Annotated in this window: 15 protein-coding genes and 3 pseudogenes; 10 read left to right on the forward strand and 8 right to left on the reverse strand. The window is 35.1% G+C overall.

Annotated features, from left to right (window positions below; all coding sequences use genetic code 11):
* Positions 1 to 145: 145 nt before the first annotated feature.
* From FTV09_RS18305 to FTV09_RS14005, 3 genes and pseudogenes are all read left to right on the forward strand, one after another.
* Positions 146 to 332 (forward strand): annotated as a pseudogene (locus FTV09_RS18305) (restriction endonuclease subunit S); the annotation flags it as partial.
* Between the two features lie 17 nt (positions 333 to 349).
* Entirely contained in the window at positions 350 to 829 is a 480-nt protein-coding gene (locus FTV09_RS14000) for a restriction endonuclease subunit S (RefSeq protein ID WP_373687713.1), read from the forward strand.
* Positions 830 to 958: 129 nt separating this feature from the next.
* Positions 959 to 3,844: a type I restriction endonuclease subunit R gene (locus FTV09_RS14005; protein WP_180058675.1), complete on the forward strand. Its 2,886-nt coding sequence runs from the start codon at positions 959 to 961 to the stop codon at positions 3,842 to 3,844.
* Positions 3,845 to 3,929: 85 nt separating this feature from the next.
* Here the strand turns inward: FTV09_RS14005 and FTV09_RS14010 are convergent, their stop codons facing one another.
* Complete coding sequence (locus FTV09_RS14010) at positions 3,930 to 4,154, reverse strand: hypothetical protein (RefSeq protein WP_005264124.1); 225 nt, start codon at positions 4,152 to 4,154, stop codon at positions 3,930 to 3,932.
* Positions 4,155 to 4,306: 152 nt separating this feature from the next.
* Here FTV09_RS14010 and FTV09_RS14015 point away from each other — a divergent pair, with 152 nt between their 5' ends.
* Positions 4,307 to 4,549, forward strand: coding sequence for a hypothetical protein (locus FTV09_RS14015; RefSeq protein ID WP_180041984.1), 243 nt, complete (start codon positions 4,307 to 4,309; stop codon positions 4,547 to 4,549).
* Between the two features lie 168 nt (positions 4,550 to 4,717).
* Here FTV09_RS14015 and FTV09_RS14020 read toward each other — a convergent pair whose 3' ends face one another.
* Both FTV09_RS14020 and FTV09_RS14025 read right to left on the reverse strand, forming a co-directional pair.
* Complete coding sequence (locus tag FTV09_RS14020; protein WP_180038290.1) at positions 4,718 to 4,954, reverse strand: hypothetical protein; 237 nt, start codon at positions 4,952 to 4,954, stop codon at positions 4,718 to 4,720.
* Positions 4,951 to 5,580, reverse strand: coding sequence for an AAA family ATPase (locus FTV09_RS14025; RefSeq protein WP_180041986.1), 630 nt, complete (start codon positions 5,578 to 5,580; stop codon positions 4,951 to 4,953). Before FTV09_RS14025 ends, FTV09_RS14020 begins: the two co-directional genes overlap by 4 nt.
* Before the next feature lie 451 nt (positions 5,581 to 6,031).
* Between FTV09_RS14025 and repM the strand changes: the two genes are divergently transcribed.
* The 3 genes and pseudogenes from repM to FTV09_RS14040 all read left to right on the forward strand — a co-directional run.
* Positions 6,032 to 6,946 carry a replication initiation protein RepM gene (gene repM, locus FTV09_RS14030; protein WP_180041988.1) on the forward strand — a complete coding sequence of 305 codons (915 nt, stop codon included), beginning with the start codon at positions 6,032 to 6,034 and terminating at the stop codon, positions 6,944 to 6,946.
* Positions 6,947 to 7,458: 512 nt separating this feature from the next.
* Positions 7,459 to 7,617: an SEL1-like repeat protein gene (locus FTV09_RS18310; protein ID WP_180042005.1), complete on the forward strand. Its 159-nt coding sequence runs from the start codon at positions 7,459 to 7,461 to the stop codon at positions 7,615 to 7,617.
* A gap of 45 nt (positions 7,618 to 7,662) precedes the next feature.
* Positions 7,663 to 7,995, forward strand: a pseudogene (locus FTV09_RS14040) (tetratricopeptide repeat protein); the annotation flags it as partial.
* Positions 7,996 to 8,157: 162 nt separating this feature from the next.
* On the opposite strand, the gene FTV09_RS14045 reads toward FTV09_RS14040, so the two are convergent.
* Both FTV09_RS14045 and FTV09_RS14050 read right to left on the reverse strand, forming a co-directional pair.
* Positions 8,158 to 8,388: a hypothetical protein gene (locus tag FTV09_RS14045; RefSeq protein ID WP_180058677.1), complete on the reverse strand. Its 231-nt coding sequence runs from the start codon at positions 8,386 to 8,388 to the stop codon at positions 8,158 to 8,160.
* A gap of 18 nt (positions 8,389 to 8,406) precedes the next feature.
* On the reverse strand, positions 8,407 to 8,778 hold the full coding sequence (locus tag FTV09_RS14050) for a hypothetical protein (RefSeq protein ID WP_180058678.1): 372 nt from the start codon (positions 8,776 to 8,778) through the stop codon (positions 8,407 to 8,409).
* 173 nt (positions 8,779 to 8,951) lie between these two features.
* Here FTV09_RS14050 and FTV09_RS14055 point away from each other — a divergent pair, with 173 nt between their 5' ends.
* Complete coding sequence (locus tag FTV09_RS14055; protein ID WP_180058679.1) at positions 8,952 to 9,377, forward strand: hypothetical protein; 426 nt, start codon at positions 8,952 to 8,954, stop codon at positions 9,375 to 9,377.
* The gene (locus tag FTV09_RS14060) at positions 9,374 to 12,223 is read left to right on the forward strand and encodes a relaxase/mobilization nuclease domain-containing protein (protein ID WP_180058680.1); all 2,850 of its coding nucleotides are present in this window, start codon (positions 9,374 to 9,376) and stop codon (positions 12,221 to 12,223) included. Before FTV09_RS14055 ends, FTV09_RS14060 begins: the two co-directional genes overlap by 4 nt.
* 1,312 nt (positions 12,224 to 13,535) lie before the next feature.
* Here the strand turns inward: FTV09_RS14060 and FTV09_RS14065 are convergent.
* Together FTV09_RS14065 and FTV09_RS14070 are read right to left on the reverse strand one after the other, a co-directional pair.
* Positions 13,536 to 14,258, reverse strand: coding sequence for a hypothetical protein (locus FTV09_RS14065; protein ID WP_131275001.1), 723 nt, complete (start codon positions 14,256 to 14,258; stop codon positions 13,536 to 13,538).
* A 179-nt stretch (positions 14,259 to 14,437) separates the two neighbouring features.
* Positions 14,438 to 15,661: an acetamidase/formamidase family protein gene (locus FTV09_RS14070; protein WP_180058681.1), complete on the reverse strand. Its 1,224-nt coding sequence runs from the start codon at positions 15,659 to 15,661 to the stop codon at positions 14,438 to 14,440.
* 492 nt (positions 15,662 to 16,153) lie between these two features.
* Here FTV09_RS14070 and FTV09_RS14075 point away from each other — a divergent pair, with 492 nt between their 5' ends.
* A complete protein-coding gene (locus FTV09_RS14075; protein ID WP_004812033.1) occupies positions 16,154 to 16,720 on the forward strand; it encodes a recombinase family protein in 567 nt (188 codons plus the stop codon).
* 370 nt (positions 16,721 to 17,090) lie between these two features.
* Here FTV09_RS14075 and FTV09_RS14080 read toward each other — a convergent pair.
* A pseudogene (locus tag FTV09_RS14080) lies at positions 17,091 to 17,165 on the reverse strand (IS6 family transposase); the annotation flags it as partial.

Raw genomic sequence — 17,165 nt, forward strand, 5'->3', positions numbered from 1 at the left:
TGTTCAAATGGCTATTCTACGTTTGATTGGTTTTGGAAAAAAAGAAGAATTTAAGAAAGTGCTAGCAATTTTAAGAAAGAAAAAGCCTGATAGGACAAGGATCCTATGAAATTTGTCGTGTACAGAGTTAAAAGACTTAAAAATCAATAAACCCTCAAAAGAAGAACAAACCCAAATCGCTTCTTTTTTATCGGCAGTGGATGAAAAGATTACTCAACTCTCGCAAAAGCATGAGCTTCTTAGCCAATATAAACAAGGTATGATGCAAAAGCTGTTTAGTCAGCAGATTCGTTTTAAAGCAGATGATGGGAGTGCGTTTGGGGAGTGGGAGAATAAAAAGTTAGGTGATATTTGTGCGCATTTCCAAAGTGGAAAAACGATTACATCTGCATCGATTTCAGAAGTTGGCGACTACCCTGTATATGGTGGAAATGGCTTAAGAGGCTTTACTGATAGTTATACGCATGAGGGTGTATTTGCTCTTATTGGAAGACAGGGAGCATTATGTGGAAATATCAATTTAGTTAATGGAAAAACATTTATCTCTGAACATGCTATTGCTGTTCAAACTAATATAAATAGTAGTACAGAATGGCTTTCTAGATGGCTTGATTTTATGAAGCTGAATCGTTTTTCTGAGTCATCCGCTCAAGCAGGTTTAGCAGTAAATAAATTAGTAAAATTTGATATAGCTGTACCTTGCCTAGAAGAGCAAACCAAAATTGCTAACTTTTTATCTGCAATTGACCAAAAAATTGAAGTCGTAGCACAGCAAATTGAACAAGCCAAACAGTGGAAAAAAGGTTTGTTACAGCAGATGTTTGTTTAAATATCTATCAATAAAACCCAGCCATCTGCTTGAAAGACTTTGAGGGTAAAACATCACAGTATGTTTCGAGCTTCAATCAGATGGATTTCATTTAGATCACCGTAATTGAATAAAAAATTAGAGAAAGAGATGTCTTTACAAAGCGAAGCTCAACTTGAAAATGAACTCATTGAACAACTCAAACAGCTCGGCTACAACCAAGTTGATGTCAAAGATGAGTTTCAATTGCTGAGCAACCTCAAAATTCAAGTTGAACGTGCCAATGGCATCGCTTCTTTCACTACAAATGAATGGGCTCAAGTCCTGAATCATCTTAAAGCAGGCAACAGCTTCAACTGTGCCAAGGTATTGCGTAATCGCTTTCCTGTGAACTTTGATGATGGATCTACACGCCACATTGATTTTTTATTTGCTGATCCTACGAAAAACATCTATCAAGTGACCAATCAAATCGCGATTGATCACAGTGCAACGAATGGGCACACCAGTCGCTTCGATGTCACTTTGCTCATCAATGGCCTACCTTTAGTCCAAATCGAGCTAAAACGCGCAGGTGTCGAGCTTCCTGAAGCCTTTAATCAAACCCAACGCTATGCCAAAGTCGCTTATAGTAGCGGAGCAGGTCTGTTTAATTACATCCAACTGTTTGTCATCAGTAATCGTGACCACACTCATTACTATTCAACAGGCACCAGTAATTTCGAATTTACCTTCCCTTGGGCAGATTTTGACAATAAGCACATCCATAAAATCGATATCTTTGCCGAAGCCTTTTTAAACCATCAGCACATTACCCAAATGCTGACTGAATACATGGTGATCTTGGAAGTTGAAAAGCGTTTGATGGTGCTACGCCCCTATCAAATCTATGCGGTACAGCAGATTATTCAACGTGTGCAACATTCGGAGCAAAATGGCTATATCTGGCACACCACAGGCTCTGGAAAAACCCTGACCTCATTTAAAGCCAGTCAATTGATCATGCGCTTGCCTGAAGTTGAAAAGGTTCTGTTCGTGGTGGATCGCAGTGATCTCGACACTCAAACAGTACGTGAGTTTAATGCCTTCAAAAAAGACAGTGTTGATACCACCAAGAATACAGGCACATTAGTCACTCAATTGGGCCAAAAGCATGACAAATTGATTGTCACTACCTTACAAAAGCTCAATATTGCGATTAGCTCTGATCGTTATAGCGATCAGATTGGCTATCTCAAAGACAAAAAAGTCGTGATCATTTTTGATGAGTGTCACCGTAGCCAATTTGGCGATACCCATCGCAATATCAAACGCTTCTTTAATCAAGCACAAATGTTTGGTTTTACAGGAACGCCAATTTTTGAGAAAAATAGCCAACTGAAAATTGACTCGAAAGCAGTCACCACCAATGCCCTGTTTGACGAATGCCTACATAAATACGTGATTACCGATGCTATTCGTGATGGTAACGTCTTACCTTTCCAAATTGCTTATCTAGGTAAATACACCAGTAACGGCATCGAAAATAGCGACAACTATGAAGAAGATGTTGAAGGAATTGATACCAAAGAGCTGTTTGATAACCCTGCTCGCCTCGAAATGATTACCCGATATATCCTGGATAATCACCATATCAAAACCAAAAATAAAACCTTCACCGCGATGTTCTGTGTCAGTTCCGTTGAAGTCCTGACCCAGTACTACGAACTGTTCAAAAAAGTACAGCAAGAAAAACAGCAACAAGCTGAAGAACAAGGTGGGATTTACACCCCATTGACCATTGCCACGATTTTTTCCTTTGCAGCCAATGAAGAACTCAAGGTCGAAGATCACAGTGGTTTAATTGAAGAAGAGTCTGCGGATATCCCGACCAGGATAAGCCAATCCAATCGAGACAAGCTCGATCAATACATTGCTGAATACAATGCCAAGTTTGGCCAGAACTACAATTCAGGCGATGAGTTCTACGCTTACTATCGTGACATTGCCAATCGGGTACGCAAAAAAGAAATTGATATCCTGCTTGTGGTGAATATGTTCCTGACTGGTTTTGACTCAAAACCACTCAACACCCTGTATGTCGATAAGAACCTTAAATATCACGGTCTAATCCAAGCCTTTTCACGTACTAACCGTATTCTGAACGCAGACAAACCATTCGGTAATATCCTGTGCTTTCGTAACCTAAAACAAGCTACAGACCAAGCCCTCACCTTATTCTCAAACAAGGATGAAGCACAAAAAATTGTCCTAATCCCAAGTTTCGATAGCATTAAAGAAAAGTACAATGCTGCGGTTGCCCACTTACTCAGTATTGCCCCAGATCCGGACCAAGTACCCAATACGCTAGAAACTGAAGAACAACAATTGGAATACGTCAAAGCCTTCCGTGAGGTAATGCGGATCAATGCACAATTGGAAAACTTTGTAGAGTATGACCAAGATAGTACCGATTTAAACAAAGCAGAATTTCAGAAACATACCTCACAGTACAAATATCTGTACAACAACGTCCGTGTGGTCCAACCTAAAGACAAAGTATCGGTCCTCAATGACGTCAATTTCCAACTTGAACTGATCCACCGCGATACCGTAAATGTCGGTTATATCCTGAATTTACTGCAATCGGTGGTTAATCATAAAGATCCTGAAAAGAAGCAGCAGTATCGTTCCCAGGTACAAGATATCATCTCGACCAATCACAATTTGTACGACAAACAAGAGCTGATTCAAAAGTTTCTAGATGAAAACATTCCACGGATGGCCAATGGTCAAAGTGTTGAAGAGGCCTTTGCTCAGTTTTGGGATGTAGAAAAAGAAAAAGCTCTGGATGAACTATGTCAAAAAGAAGCCATCAAGCCTGAGATATTTAAAACGGTGCTCAGCCAATATGAATACACTAAACGTTTACCTAACCGTGAAGATGTCAAAGACTTACCGATTAATCGTCCTAAGATCTCAGAACGGAAGACCCTGATGAATACCTTAGTTCTCAAAACTCGAAACTTTATTGAAAAGTTCTATCGAGGTTTATAAACATCCCAGAATCAAAAAATGCCTGAAGTTCAGGCATTTTTTACATCATTATTCATCGCTTAAAAATAATTAGAAAACGAGAGTTTTAATCTTTTGAATACGATTTAATTTTTTCAAAAATTGGATAGAAATCCAATCCCTCATCTTTCATCGTAGAAATCAGCGCAACAATTACAGCGATATGTGTAGGCACGACACCTTGTTTACTATAGTTCGTAATTGAATTAGGTTTCATGTCCAATAATTCAGCAAATTCTTTAATAGAAAGCCCTGCTTTACCGATAAGACGTTGAAATTCAGTATATGGCATTGGAGTAAATTTATAGAAATGGTGTTTTGAAATTATAGCATAGGGTTATATTTACATAAAAACACATAAAATTATGTGGCAAACACATAAAATTATGTGTTATAAATAGCTTATCAACTAATCTATTTACCATCTATATAGGAGAAATCATTATGTATTCATACCCTAATGCAAATACTGAAAAGAAAATTGCTCTGATGATCATCAATGACTTTTTCATTCAAAAAGCAAATGAACTTTGGATTTTTTTACAACTCGATCAGTGTTTTAACGATTATGAAGCAACACTGATTTGGACTCGACGGTATCTAGAGGAACATCCTGAAGGTGAATACAGCGATATTCAAAAGGCATTCCTTTCTTGCTTCCCAGACAATTTCTTTAACTTCGACTAGTAATTTAAGGATAGCCTTTTCTGTTTTGTAGCACTTTAAATCAGAATATAGGTCATACGAGAGAAAAAATTACATATAAAAAGCCCTTAATGATGAAGGGCTTTTTTTACATCTAAAACGAATACAAATTAAAACCAAAATAGAATTAATTTAGTTTCAAATTAGTTTCTATTCTTCACTCAGTTTCTTCAAAGCAAAGCGGATAATTCCATTATGCGTTTGGCCATACTTTTCGGCCAATTCAACCAACAATTGATACTCATGTTCATTCATAGGAATTGTGTGTGTCTTGAATTTCCTAGGGGCTTTAGGATCTAGCTTTGTCACCTTTTGCTCATCTGCACCATTGATGAAAGAATCCATGTCAGGAGAGTTTGGTTTACTGATTTCTCTCTTCTTGATCATGCTAATAACTCCTTCATGAACGCCTCAAATTCGTCAACTGCTTTTGGGTTATTGGATTCAACTACACCTTTCCCTTCTGCTGCTACATCGCGATAAACCTTTCTGTCATGGATTACTGCAGATAAGGCCGTGAACGCAGGAAAATCTGCTAAATACTCATTTGCTTGTTGTACTTCTGATACAGATGGATTCGTAGGAGCTAAGGTGAGTAACCCAAATGGTTTGAGTTCTTCATTAAATGACTGTGCCTGATCTATGACTTCAGAAAGATGAGGTAAGGTATCCAGGTCAAATTGTGAAGGTCTAAATGGCACTACAAGATAATGAGCTGCCAACATTGCTGTTCTAAGCTCTTTACTGTCATGTCCTGCTACATCTACAACAACATAGTCATAACGGCTATTTAAGTCTTTCAGTGTGTTCTTGATGTCTCCATATCGTTGCACACAATGTACCTTAGGGAGATTTGTTTCATCTCTGTCCTTAACCCAGTTAGCTGAACTCTGTTGAGGATCTGCATCAACTAAAACAATGTCTTTGTTATGTTTAGCAAGATAAGTTGCTATATTGATGGCTATTGTGGATTTCCCACATCCACCTTTTTGGCTTCCAATTAAGATGATCATTTTACTTGTAATTTGTAACTAATTTGAATCTAATATAGTTATATTTTAGATTGATGTAAAGAATAGGTAAAAAATTAATAAATTCTTATTTAGTATAAGTCTACGTTTTCCCACCTATATGGAAATCGTTCTTTCATTTATCTTCATAACTGTAAATGGATACTCGTAAAACAAAAAATACTCTTAATTTTTAAACAATAACCGTTTTTATTTTTAAATACTTTTAATAATTTTATTTTTAAGACCTCTGCAAGCCTTATATAGCAAGCATTTCAGAGGTAATAAGTCTACGTTTTCCCACCTTTAAGTCTACGTTTTCCCACCTTTAAGTCTACGTTTTCCCACCTTTAAGTCTACGTTTTCCCACCTTTAAGTCTACGTTTTCCCACCTTGTGTCTACATGTGTAATTGATGTATCCTAATGCTATAATTAAAGGAAAAGATCCCAATAGTGAAAAATGATCTAGTCGTGAAGGATAACGCATTAATCAATGCTAGCTATAATCTGGATACAACAGAACAGAGACTGATTTTATTGGCAATTGTTCAAGCAAGAGAGTTAAGCAAGAATGTGGATGCGAATAGTCTTCTAGAGGTCCATGCTCATCATTACATGAAGCAATTCAATGTTGATAAGCACGCAGCCTATGAGGGGCTTAAAAACGCTGCTAGCAATCTCTTTGAGCGAAAATTCAGTTATAAGGGAATCCATGAGGGAACCCAGCAGGAAAAGATCGTCAAATCACGTTGGGTATCCAAAATAGCCTATGTTGATTCTGCAGGTATCGTAGAACTCACTTTTGCGCCTGATGTCATTCCATTAATTACGCAGCTTGAGAAGTCATTCACTGCTTATGAACTTAAGCAAATTAGCTCTCTTACAAGTAAGTATGCGATTCGCCTTTATGAGTTACTGATTCAATGGCGTAGTGTGGGAAAGACACCTATATTTGATATTGATGACTTTCGCTTCAAGCTTGGGTTAGCTAAGGGTGATTATGCGAAGATGGCAAACTTTAAGGTTCGAGTACTCGATATAGCATTAAACCAAATCAATGAGCTCACAGATATCACAGCTTCTTATGAACAACACAAAGTAGGGCGTACGATCAGTGGTTTCTCATTTACATTCACTGCTAAGCACCAACCTAAGGAAGTTACCCATACGAAGCCTAAGAAGCTCTCAGATAAGCAAATTCAATTCTTTGCCAATAAGCTAGCTCACTATGATCCATTTGCTAGTCAGAAAGCTGCAGTAGGTGAGAGTTATGCTGATCTTGAGAAAAGACTTCTGCTTGAACTACAAGATGAGAAGTTCATTCAAAAGTACAATGAGGTATTTAAGGAACTTGGTTTAGAGGTATAAATACAACTAAAATACATCTAATTTAAAATCAATATAATTTTATTTTAGTTGTTATTTAGTGGTAGAAATTAGACAGAGGCTGCAAGTCCTTTTGCCAAGTGCTCTGCTTACTCAAGTACAGTTTCTGTAGCCAGTAATGCCATATCATGTGGATAGTCATAATGCTTAAGCAAATGAATGGCGGACGCCTAATATTTCAATTTTACAGTTGAAACTGCCTTATTTTTTTATTGCAGATACACTGGTGTATATCACCCAAGTGGATGCTTTTGTCATTACCGCAAAAATCCACTACCTGGTACAATTTTTGGTGGGTGTTTTCCGATTAATATTTTGGTTGTTTGAGATAATATTGTTCGTGATTTACGCTCTTTGGATTTGATTAATAAATCAATTGTTATAATTGCTTTAACATTAATATTTAGTTCGGCTCATGCTAATTCTAAGATAGAAAATACTATGCGCTTAGCTGCTCAAGGGAATGCGGAAGCTCAGTACGAAATTGGGGTGCGATACGGTATGGTAGACTTTTACATCAAGACTATCTCAAATCATTTGAATGGTTATCTAAAGCTACAAATCAAGGTTATACGGATGCCCAAAATGCTCTAGGTGGGATTTATGCAAATGGTCATGGTTGTGATAAAGATTACGTCAAAGCGAATTACTAGTATCTAAAAGCTTCTAATGGTGGTAAATCTAGCAGTTCATATAATCTTGGTTTGAGCTATAAAAATGGTTGGGGTGTAAAACAAGATTATGCAAAGGCTTATGAATTATTTAATAAATCTGTTGAGCAGGGTCGAGGTGAAGAGGGAGCCGGTGCGCTTGTAAATCTAGCCTATATGTATATGTCAGACACGGTAGTCGAGAAAAATTATAATAAAGCCTTTGAACTTTTAAGCAAAGCAGTCAAGATGGAAAAATCCGAAACTAATTCGACTGAGGCGCAAGCGGTCGCTCATTATAATTTAGGAGTTCTCTATGAGCGGGGGGGGGATGCCTCAAGATTATTCAAAAGCCTAAGAGCATTTTTTACATTCAGCTAAGAATGGGAATATAGCAGCACACAAGCAATTAAGTTCTTATAATTCCAATGGTCTGCGTATCACTCAAGAGTACATCAATAGTAAATGACGCTCGAATATTGAATCACGAGGCTTTATGCCCCATTAGATAAAAAAGCCCTCAATTGAGGGCTTTTTTATAAATTAGTTCCAGTGGATGTTACCGTTTCCCTCAAACCGGCAGTTAGCCAATAAGTATTGCGTAATCACTTCGGTTGAAAGCATGTGATCGTAATAGTTGGTATAGATATTCAATAGCCCACGATTCAATTCTTCTAGGAATGCTTTGGTTGCTGTTTCATACGGTTCAATGTCGTGACGGAACTCTTTACCTAAGCGGTCATGCTCAAGATCATCGATATAGCCATCGCTCAAGATAAAGGTGTAACCGATTTATTTACTCTTCTTTAAAAATTCTTTTAAATTGTCAGCAGTAATACCGCTGAAATTATTTTCTTGGAGAAAGGTCAGAACATCATCTATTGTTGCACCCAATTTGAAAAGATGAAGTAAAGTTTGCTTATGTTGAGTCAGCAGTTGATTCCGAGTTTTCGTCTTTTCCTTCATTTTTTCTATATGAAGCAGCAAAATACTCTCAAATTTCTTAGAGTCATTTTCACTATATATTTTTTCATTCTTCTCAAAATATTTTGAAGAGCGAACAACAGATGTTTTTGCGATTTCAGGAGATGGTGTGGGCGAAAAACCAGGAGATTTATGATTTGAATCCTGTGTCTCAAGCTCTAAAAGATTCTGATTTTGCATTAGATTTTTCCTACAAAAATAAATATACAACCTCATTATTTGCAACATTCATTTTTATGAGTATGGCAAAAAGCAACTCTTTTTGAATTTTAAAATCTCTCAAAAAAGGTACTTTTTGCGATAAGAAAAAAACTAAAAAAATCGCATTATTTTTATCATATTTAGCCAATATCATGACTGCTAAAAAGGTACAGGATGGGACAAAAGATATCTTTTGTCCAAATACAAATCTCGAGCTCGCGATGCTCGGTCTCAATTTGCTTACAATAGAAAAAATGAATAGAAAAGATGCTTTTAAAAAACAGATGTTGATTCATCTGACTGAAGATGAATTTAAGCAAATTCAAGATGCCTGTAAGCAGGCATCTTTGACGCAGTTTGACTACTTACGACATAAACTGTTGAGTACTTCGATCATCGGATTTATAGCACCAAATGACATTCATAATGTTCGCTTGCTCGGATTTATGCTCATAAAAATATTTAAAGAATTGGATGATTTAGAACAAGTTAAGTATGAGGTCGAACAGATTAAACAGGTGGTGCAAGAAGTAAAAATGCTCGTTCGTAAACTAAATGATGAGTTTGAAAAACGATGATTATTAAAGTTATAGAAAATACGACTGGAACATCTTCAGTAGAACAACGTGTGAATGGTCTGTCTGATTATATTCATGATCCCAAACCCTCACGCACTGATCTTTTATCAGATTACATTCATCAACTTCATCCAAGTGTTGATTTGAGTTCGATCGAGAAATGTGTTTATTCAAACGCTAGAAATTTTTTAGATGATGATCCGCAACAGCAAAAGCTAGAAATGTCACAAACTGCCAGTTTGAACAGCAAAGTGATTGACCCAATTGTTCATATCATCGGTAGCTTTAAAAAATTTGAGGTACCGACCATTGAACAATTAGAAGAACAAATCGACATTATCTCAAAACATCTGAAGGCAAAGGATCTGCAAATGCAGTACGCGGTGCATTTGGATACAGATAATGTGCATTTTCATTTGATCATCAATAAAGTGCATCCATTTTTAAAAAATAAGAATGGTGAAAATAAAGTAATCGATCTAGGAGAGGGCTGGCTCTATAAATCATTACAGCGTGCTGTCGCTGAAATTGAAGCAAAACAAGGCTGGGAGCCTGAACCAAATTCGATGTATATCTATGATCTCGAATCGAAAAAATGCAATGAAAATCCAAATTACATCGCTCAACCGAATGCTGAAAAAGTAAGTAGTAGAATTCGAGATCAAGAACATCGGCATCAAAAAAAAAGTGACATCACGGCAGGAATCATCCATGGCCAACAAAACATACAGCAAGTTAATAGTGTTATTCAGCATGTATTAAATAGTTCAGATTGTTGGCGAACATGGCATGAAAAACTTGCTTCACAGGGAATTTATTACGAAAAAAAGCGCAATGGTGCTATTTTCAATGTTAAGTTTGGGCAATATCATGAGCAAACGTTTAAAGCATCCCTATTTTGTAATAAAGCCACGACCCTAAAAAATTTAGAAAAAAAATGGGGTGACTTTGAAACAAGTATGATGCCTGTTTCCAATGCAATTTTCAGAAAAAAATCAGCTACATCTACACCGTATAAGTTTAATGATCAACATCCGTACCATCTTTTTGAGCGACAAGATTTTTTAGTTCAAGATTTACATGAGCAATATCTCAAGCTTAAAAATAAAAAAGATTCGATTACTTCATTACGTAAATCTACCTACAAAGAAGTTCATTTTGAAAATGAAATTTATCAAAATAATAAAAATCAATGGTTAAAATCATTTAAAAAAACGTATCCAAATCAATCTACGCAGAGCATTTTTACACTTCTGCATTATCAAAATCAGGCAGAACAAACTCAACTTAGAAAATTACAGAGAGAGAATTTTAGCCAATCTCATGAAAAATTAAGTCAAAAAGTCTTGCAAGATACACAAGCTAAATTCTCATTGCTTCAAAAATTTAGTTCTTCAAAAATTACCTCTTATGCCGATTTTTTAAAATATATATCGCCTCTGCATCATCTATCGATACAGCAACAGTTTTTATTGGATCAACGACAATATCGAAACTTTATTCGACAAGATAATCCAAAAATTAAAACCGCGAAGATCATTTATGACCAGCATCAGCCCAACGAGCCCATCGCGATTCAAAATCAGTATGGAATTTTGGTATTCAGTAATTATTCTGTTCCACGCCTTTATCAATGCATACAACATCTCGACTCAAATGCGAAAGCCACTCCAACTGGTCTACCAGAATTTAAAAAGTTATATGCAGTCGCTTTACAATCATTTGAAAATGACGAGAAACTTGTTGATATAAATGAAAAAAGAGTATTGCCGAGTCTTAAAAAATTGTCGCAATCTGGATTGGAAGCATGTTTTAACTTAATTTTTAAAAAATTTATATCAGAGAGTCAGAATCAAAGTACCGCACTTGTGAAAACAAGTATGCTTTTAAATTGTTGTGATATAGATTTGATGAAACTGCAACTCACGTTAAAAAATTGTGTAGATAGCAATATTATTTCAGGCTTCAACGAAAAAAGTCAGAAGATACTGATACAAAGAGTGAATAACTTAATACAAACTCAGTCGACTGAGCTAAATAAACAATATTTTAATTCAAAAGAGATCGAATACTGTTGGAAACTATATTTAAACCTAGAATCAGTACTAGATGCATCTGTAAGCCAACAGCATCCGAAGATGAGACCCATTTATTCTTCTCCTGGATCTGATCTGAGATTAATCCCAAAAAATGAAACAAATAAAAACTATCAGCGTTCTGAAAGCTTATCTGAACTAGATTATTTACAGATTCAACAGTATTTTGAGTATCGTCAAAATAGTAATTTAAAGAAGAAAAAAGAAAATAAGTTATCAAATACACTAGATTCTCAAGATCCGAAAATCACAGAAGATCAAAACAAGAAACAGAAATATTTTTCTCATAATAAATATGCAATTGAATACAAATTTGGGCAAAAGTTTTATATAGATCAGCGAAAAGTTGCTTTTTTTGAGAGAGATAATTCACCAGAAATTATAGTCGTGAGTGAACAAAAAAAGCATATTGAGGATGCACTCTTACTTGCTCTAGATAAATTCGGGTCAGTTCTAGTATCAGGAACAGATGATTTTAAAAGGCAAGTTCAAGAGATTGCACAATTAACAAAAATAGAAATCACATTTGATATTGCGCCCGCGGAAGAAAAAAATCATGTTAATGAAGAAGAATTTGCCAATAAAAACGTGGAAATAGTGGATGATTCTTTAGATCCGATACCTGCAACTCAGATACAAGAAAATACAAGCATTAATGATTGTAATTCTAATAAAAACAAACATTTATTTTTGGTTGGTGATCGTGATTCTTCAGTGGAAATAAATGATTCTTCAGATTTTTGCTTATAATTTTATTAAACAAAATGAATGAATTTTGGTGTATAAAGTTTATACATTACGTGAATATTACGTTATAAATATATCTACCTACGGTAACAACTGACTCTCAATTAGATGATTAGGTTTGTTGTTTAGTCGCAGGAAGAGAAGTCACTCTTAATTAAAAGACATGAATCTAGAGCTTTTTTTTCATGTAATTTTTAGTTAAGGGTGCATAATGTCTGAATCAACAATATATAGTTACTTTCTTAATGATATTTTAGATGAAATTACATACAGTTCATCGGATATTATTTCTATATCTGTTAAAAAAAATTATTTTGAAAACTTAGACGAATATTGCAATCGTGTTAGTTCAATTCGATTTTTTACATATAAATATAAAAATTATAAATACTATAGGGTAATCAATGGTTTAATTAGTAGCCACTCTATAGAAAATAAAGAAAATTTGATTACTTTAAGATCTGATTTGAACAATTTAATAAGTAAATCAGATCTAATAACGAAGAAGTTATATCTTAGAAAAATTTTTTTACAAAAAAATAGATAATTGCCAAAAAAAATTCTAATCATAGTCAAAAAGAACTAAATTTTATTCGATTAAGGTGATGTAAAATTTTAGACACTGTTGCAAATAGCCGCTGATGGTAAACTGAAGATTATTTAATAATTCATTTAGTTTGATTTTTATTTAGTTCTATTTTAGTTTTTATTAAGTTTTAAATTAGTTTAATCAGAAGATGGTTATATGTGTCTAGAATTTTGGTGGCTATTCAGTATTCGGCTTCTTGAAGTACAGCAAGTTCATCTGCATGTGCGTTATATTCATCTATGTTTTCGAGCAAGTCAGCCTCCGAAAATGGGAATTTTTTCGGATCTTCGGAGTTGGTCATAATCTTCTGTTCCATTGATAATGAAGATAATTATTAACTAAGTAGAGTTAGCTAATAACACTACATATTCTAATTGAGACTTACATAACAATCAGAATATATAGTGTTAGAAAAAAATCGCCTATGCGATTGCTTACTAGCTGTTTAAGAAAAAATATCTTAATTAATCATCAGGTTAATATATTTTTAGGAAAAAAACAAAAAAACATTCATGGGAATAAAATTTTTTTATATTCAATAGTTTGAGTAAGCCACCGTTTTATTCCCAAGTAGAAATTTCCTATACAGACTCTCTACTTTGGGGTTACAGGCGAATTTCGTATAAGAAATTTTATGTAAAGTAGATAGTTGAAAGGCCCATGAATAGAAAATTTCGTATAACGCCCATTATGTTAAATAAGAAAATTAGTAATTTATTTCTTATATTATTTATAGGCAGTATTATTAACCCACAATCCTAGCTTCGTAATAAAGCAAGTATAATCATCCTCAACGTCAAAGCTGTAAGTTTTTAATCGGAATGTCTCTGAGAGAACGTGAACACTTTCACCATTAACACATATTGGACTAGGTACATTATCATCACCTATACATGCGATAGGTCCTTCTAAGCCATATTCGATAAAAGTAAAATATTCAACATTATCAATATCAAAACCTTTTTTATCCGCATTAAATATATTGCTAGGATGGTAACTTCCAGCCACATTTTCCATACTTGTTTTTCGTAATGGATTCACCATAAAAACAAGACCAATGATTTCTTGATCAGATGTTTCTATAGCTTGACCGTTCTTCAACTCATCCAAGCGCGTCCATCCAATATTCTTAACCCAGAATGTCTGATTAGACCTCAGCATATGACTGACCATTTTTCCTTTGCGAGAAAGTTGCAATAATTTGCTTTTATTTAATTTTGATAAATCTGTATTTGCTTTAATTTGGAAATAGGTTAGCTCCCAAATCTCACTATTCTCACAAGTAGATATTCTTATAACAGGTTTATAGCATAACTCTCCGTCACCATTTTTCGGCTTTGACAGTACTAAATCTCCGACTTTAATGTTCTGAATGGCGATTAAACCTTTGTCTGTATTTATACGTGTTCCAGCAGGAAAACCAGCTCCTGAATTAAGATATGAGTCCATAAGTCTCTCTTATATTTTTAATTTGATGATTAGTGAGCTTTCCTAAAATTAACATAATACACGTTATACGAATTGATTAGATATTTATCTTACATTTCAATGATATAGTGAATACTTTGTAGCCCATCTCCCCCAAGATGGGCTTTTTTTATTGATTCACCACGTTCCACGATTCTAAGTTATTTTACTTTAGTGAATTCTTTAAAATCTGCTTTACGAATCATTGCATGAATACCTTTAGTTTTATCGACAACTTGAGACACTTCAAAATCAGTAGCTGCACTTAAATAGGCATAGGCAATTTCCTCAGCAATCCCATACTCACTCACCAAAAAACGAATAGCCTCACGTGTTGATTTACGCATCGCTTCATCTAAGTCTTCATCTAAACCAGGGGTAATCCAAAATTCTGCATTTTCACCTAATGGCTGGCTTAATAAATTTCCTGGAATCTTATCCTTACCTGCTTTTAAGACCGAGATCTTGAAGGTAGCCCGTGCTGAACCTTCCAATGCAGTTAAAGCCACTTCACCATCGCCCTGAACAAAATGGCTGTCACCCGTATAGAACAATGCACCTGGTACTTGTACTGGATAGTATGCAGTTGCTCCTGCACTTAAATCATTAATATCGATATTACCCCCATAAAAAGATGGTGGAACAGAGTGCACAGGCTCACTGGTATTTGCTGCAACCCCCATAGTTCCCATAAATGGACTTAAAGGAAAACGAATTGCTTTACCAGATTCTGTCTTAAGTATCCCTTCCCAAACACCTTTGGCATTTTTTTCAATCGGTGTAAAAATAGATACATTGCCATAGGCATCAGGGTTTGCAGCTGATGCATGCTCATGTTTGATGCGCTTAGGAAATTCAGGCAAAGTACCTTTACCATGACGATTTGAAATCACTCCATAAGGAACACGTGGTTCAACTTTTAAAATTTCAACTTTTAAAATATCTCCTGGCATTGCTCCTTCTACATATAAAGGGCCTGTAATAATATGCGGACCATCTTTATGAAAGTCATGTTTAAGTTTCGAATCGGTAATCAATTTGGCTTCAGCCAACACATGCTCAGGTTTTACCCCTTTAGAAGTAAAATATTTTTCTGCATTACGTCCCTGATCTTCCAATAAACCTTCATGAGAGACGGTATCGAAAGTTACTACGCTACCAGATGGTACAGTGAGAACAGGTTTTGCTTCCTTATTGGGCAGATAACCCCAGGTGATAGTATTTAAAGTACTTGGAACATAGTAATTCCCTTTATATTCACCGCTCTTAAGTAAAGTCGGTTTATTTTCTAGCTGCTTTAATATCTTAAATTCTTCTGCATATACACTCGTAGGAAGCCCAAAACTTGAGACTATTGCCAAAGATAACACCAAAGGTTTTAACATTCTTTTTAATTCCATGAAAAATAAACATGAGATATTTAATGCAATCTAAATGCCAATTCAGGAACAACAAAGAAAAGAGGATAAAAAATTTTATTGATTATTAAAGTTTCCCTAAAATTAATATAAAAAATACGTTATACAAGAAATTCTAAATTAATTTCAATTACTTGTTTAGTTTTATATAACTAGATCATTCCTATTCGAGCTTTCTTACCTTCCATGCGTAATATCTGATAAAAGTTTCTCGAATTTGATCAGCTTTATTGCTTAATCAGAGCTAATGGACTAATTAATTTTTCAATCTCTGAAAAATAAGAACAGGCTTTGTAGTTAAAATATGTATTTTTAGACTATACCCTAAAATTACATTTTAAAAGTTCTTAAAAACATGTACCATTTAAATGTTTTTTAATCATAAGTAACATGTAACTTTGGTATTAAAGATTTATAATTTACGAAATTGTTCATTTTTATCCAATTGGGGCGTAAAAAGTGAAAGGCCAAAAAGTAGGCTATGTGCGAGTGAGTTCGGTCGAGCAAAATACGGGACGTCAACTTGAGGGAATTGAAGTCGACCGGATTTTTGTTGACCGTGCTTCAGGTAAAAATACCGACCGACCGAAATTTCAGGAAATGTTGAATTATGTCCGGGAAGGAGACCGGGTGATAGTACATTCCATGGATCGTTTTGCGCGAAGCTTAAAAGATTTGGTGACTGAAGTGGATAAACTGGTCAAACGAGGGATTGCCATCCAGTTTGTAAAAGAAAATATTACTTTTACGGCCCAATCCACCCCGATGGATAATTTGATGCTGCAACTGATGGGTGCTTTTGCACAGTTTGAACGTGAGATCATTTTAGAGCGGCAAAAGGAAGGAATTAAACTTGCCTCTTCTCAAGGGAAGTACAAAGGCCGGGTACATAAATTGAAACCTGATCAGGCTGAAGCTTTGCGACAAGACTGGAAGGAAGGGAAGTACCCTTCAAAAATGGCATTAGGCCAGGCATTTGGAATTAGTCGCCAAGCGGTATATCGGTATTTAAAAGCCGGGAAATAACTCAATTGAAATTGGCGACTATATTTAGTTTAGCTTATGAAAATCGTGAAACGTTGATTAAATAATAAGTGCAGAAAGCAAAGAGTTACTAATTTTATACAATATAAGTTTTTGATTTATAATTAATTAACTCGATTGCAATCTAGCTTTTTCAGCAACGATTTATCTTTTTTAAAATAGTATTAATTTATTTTTTTGAGAACAAACCTTAACAAAATTACAAGTTTGTAATTTTGTCGTCATTCGGATGTATATATTTACTCATTATTATAAGTAAAGATTTTTTTGGTCCAAGATATGATTAGATTCAATAATATGGGCACTGTTGCAAAGTTAGCGATGAGGCAGCCTTTTGTCTTATTCAAAGGCCTTACATTTCAAAAACTCTGCTTACCAGGCGCATTTCGCCCAGGGGATCACCATAATAAAATGCTGAGGCCTGGCC

Source organism: Acinetobacter sp. YH12227 (genome assembly GCF_013417785.1).
Lineage (GTDB): Bacteria > Pseudomonadota > Gammaproteobacteria > Pseudomonadales > Moraxellaceae > Acinetobacter > Acinetobacter gandensis.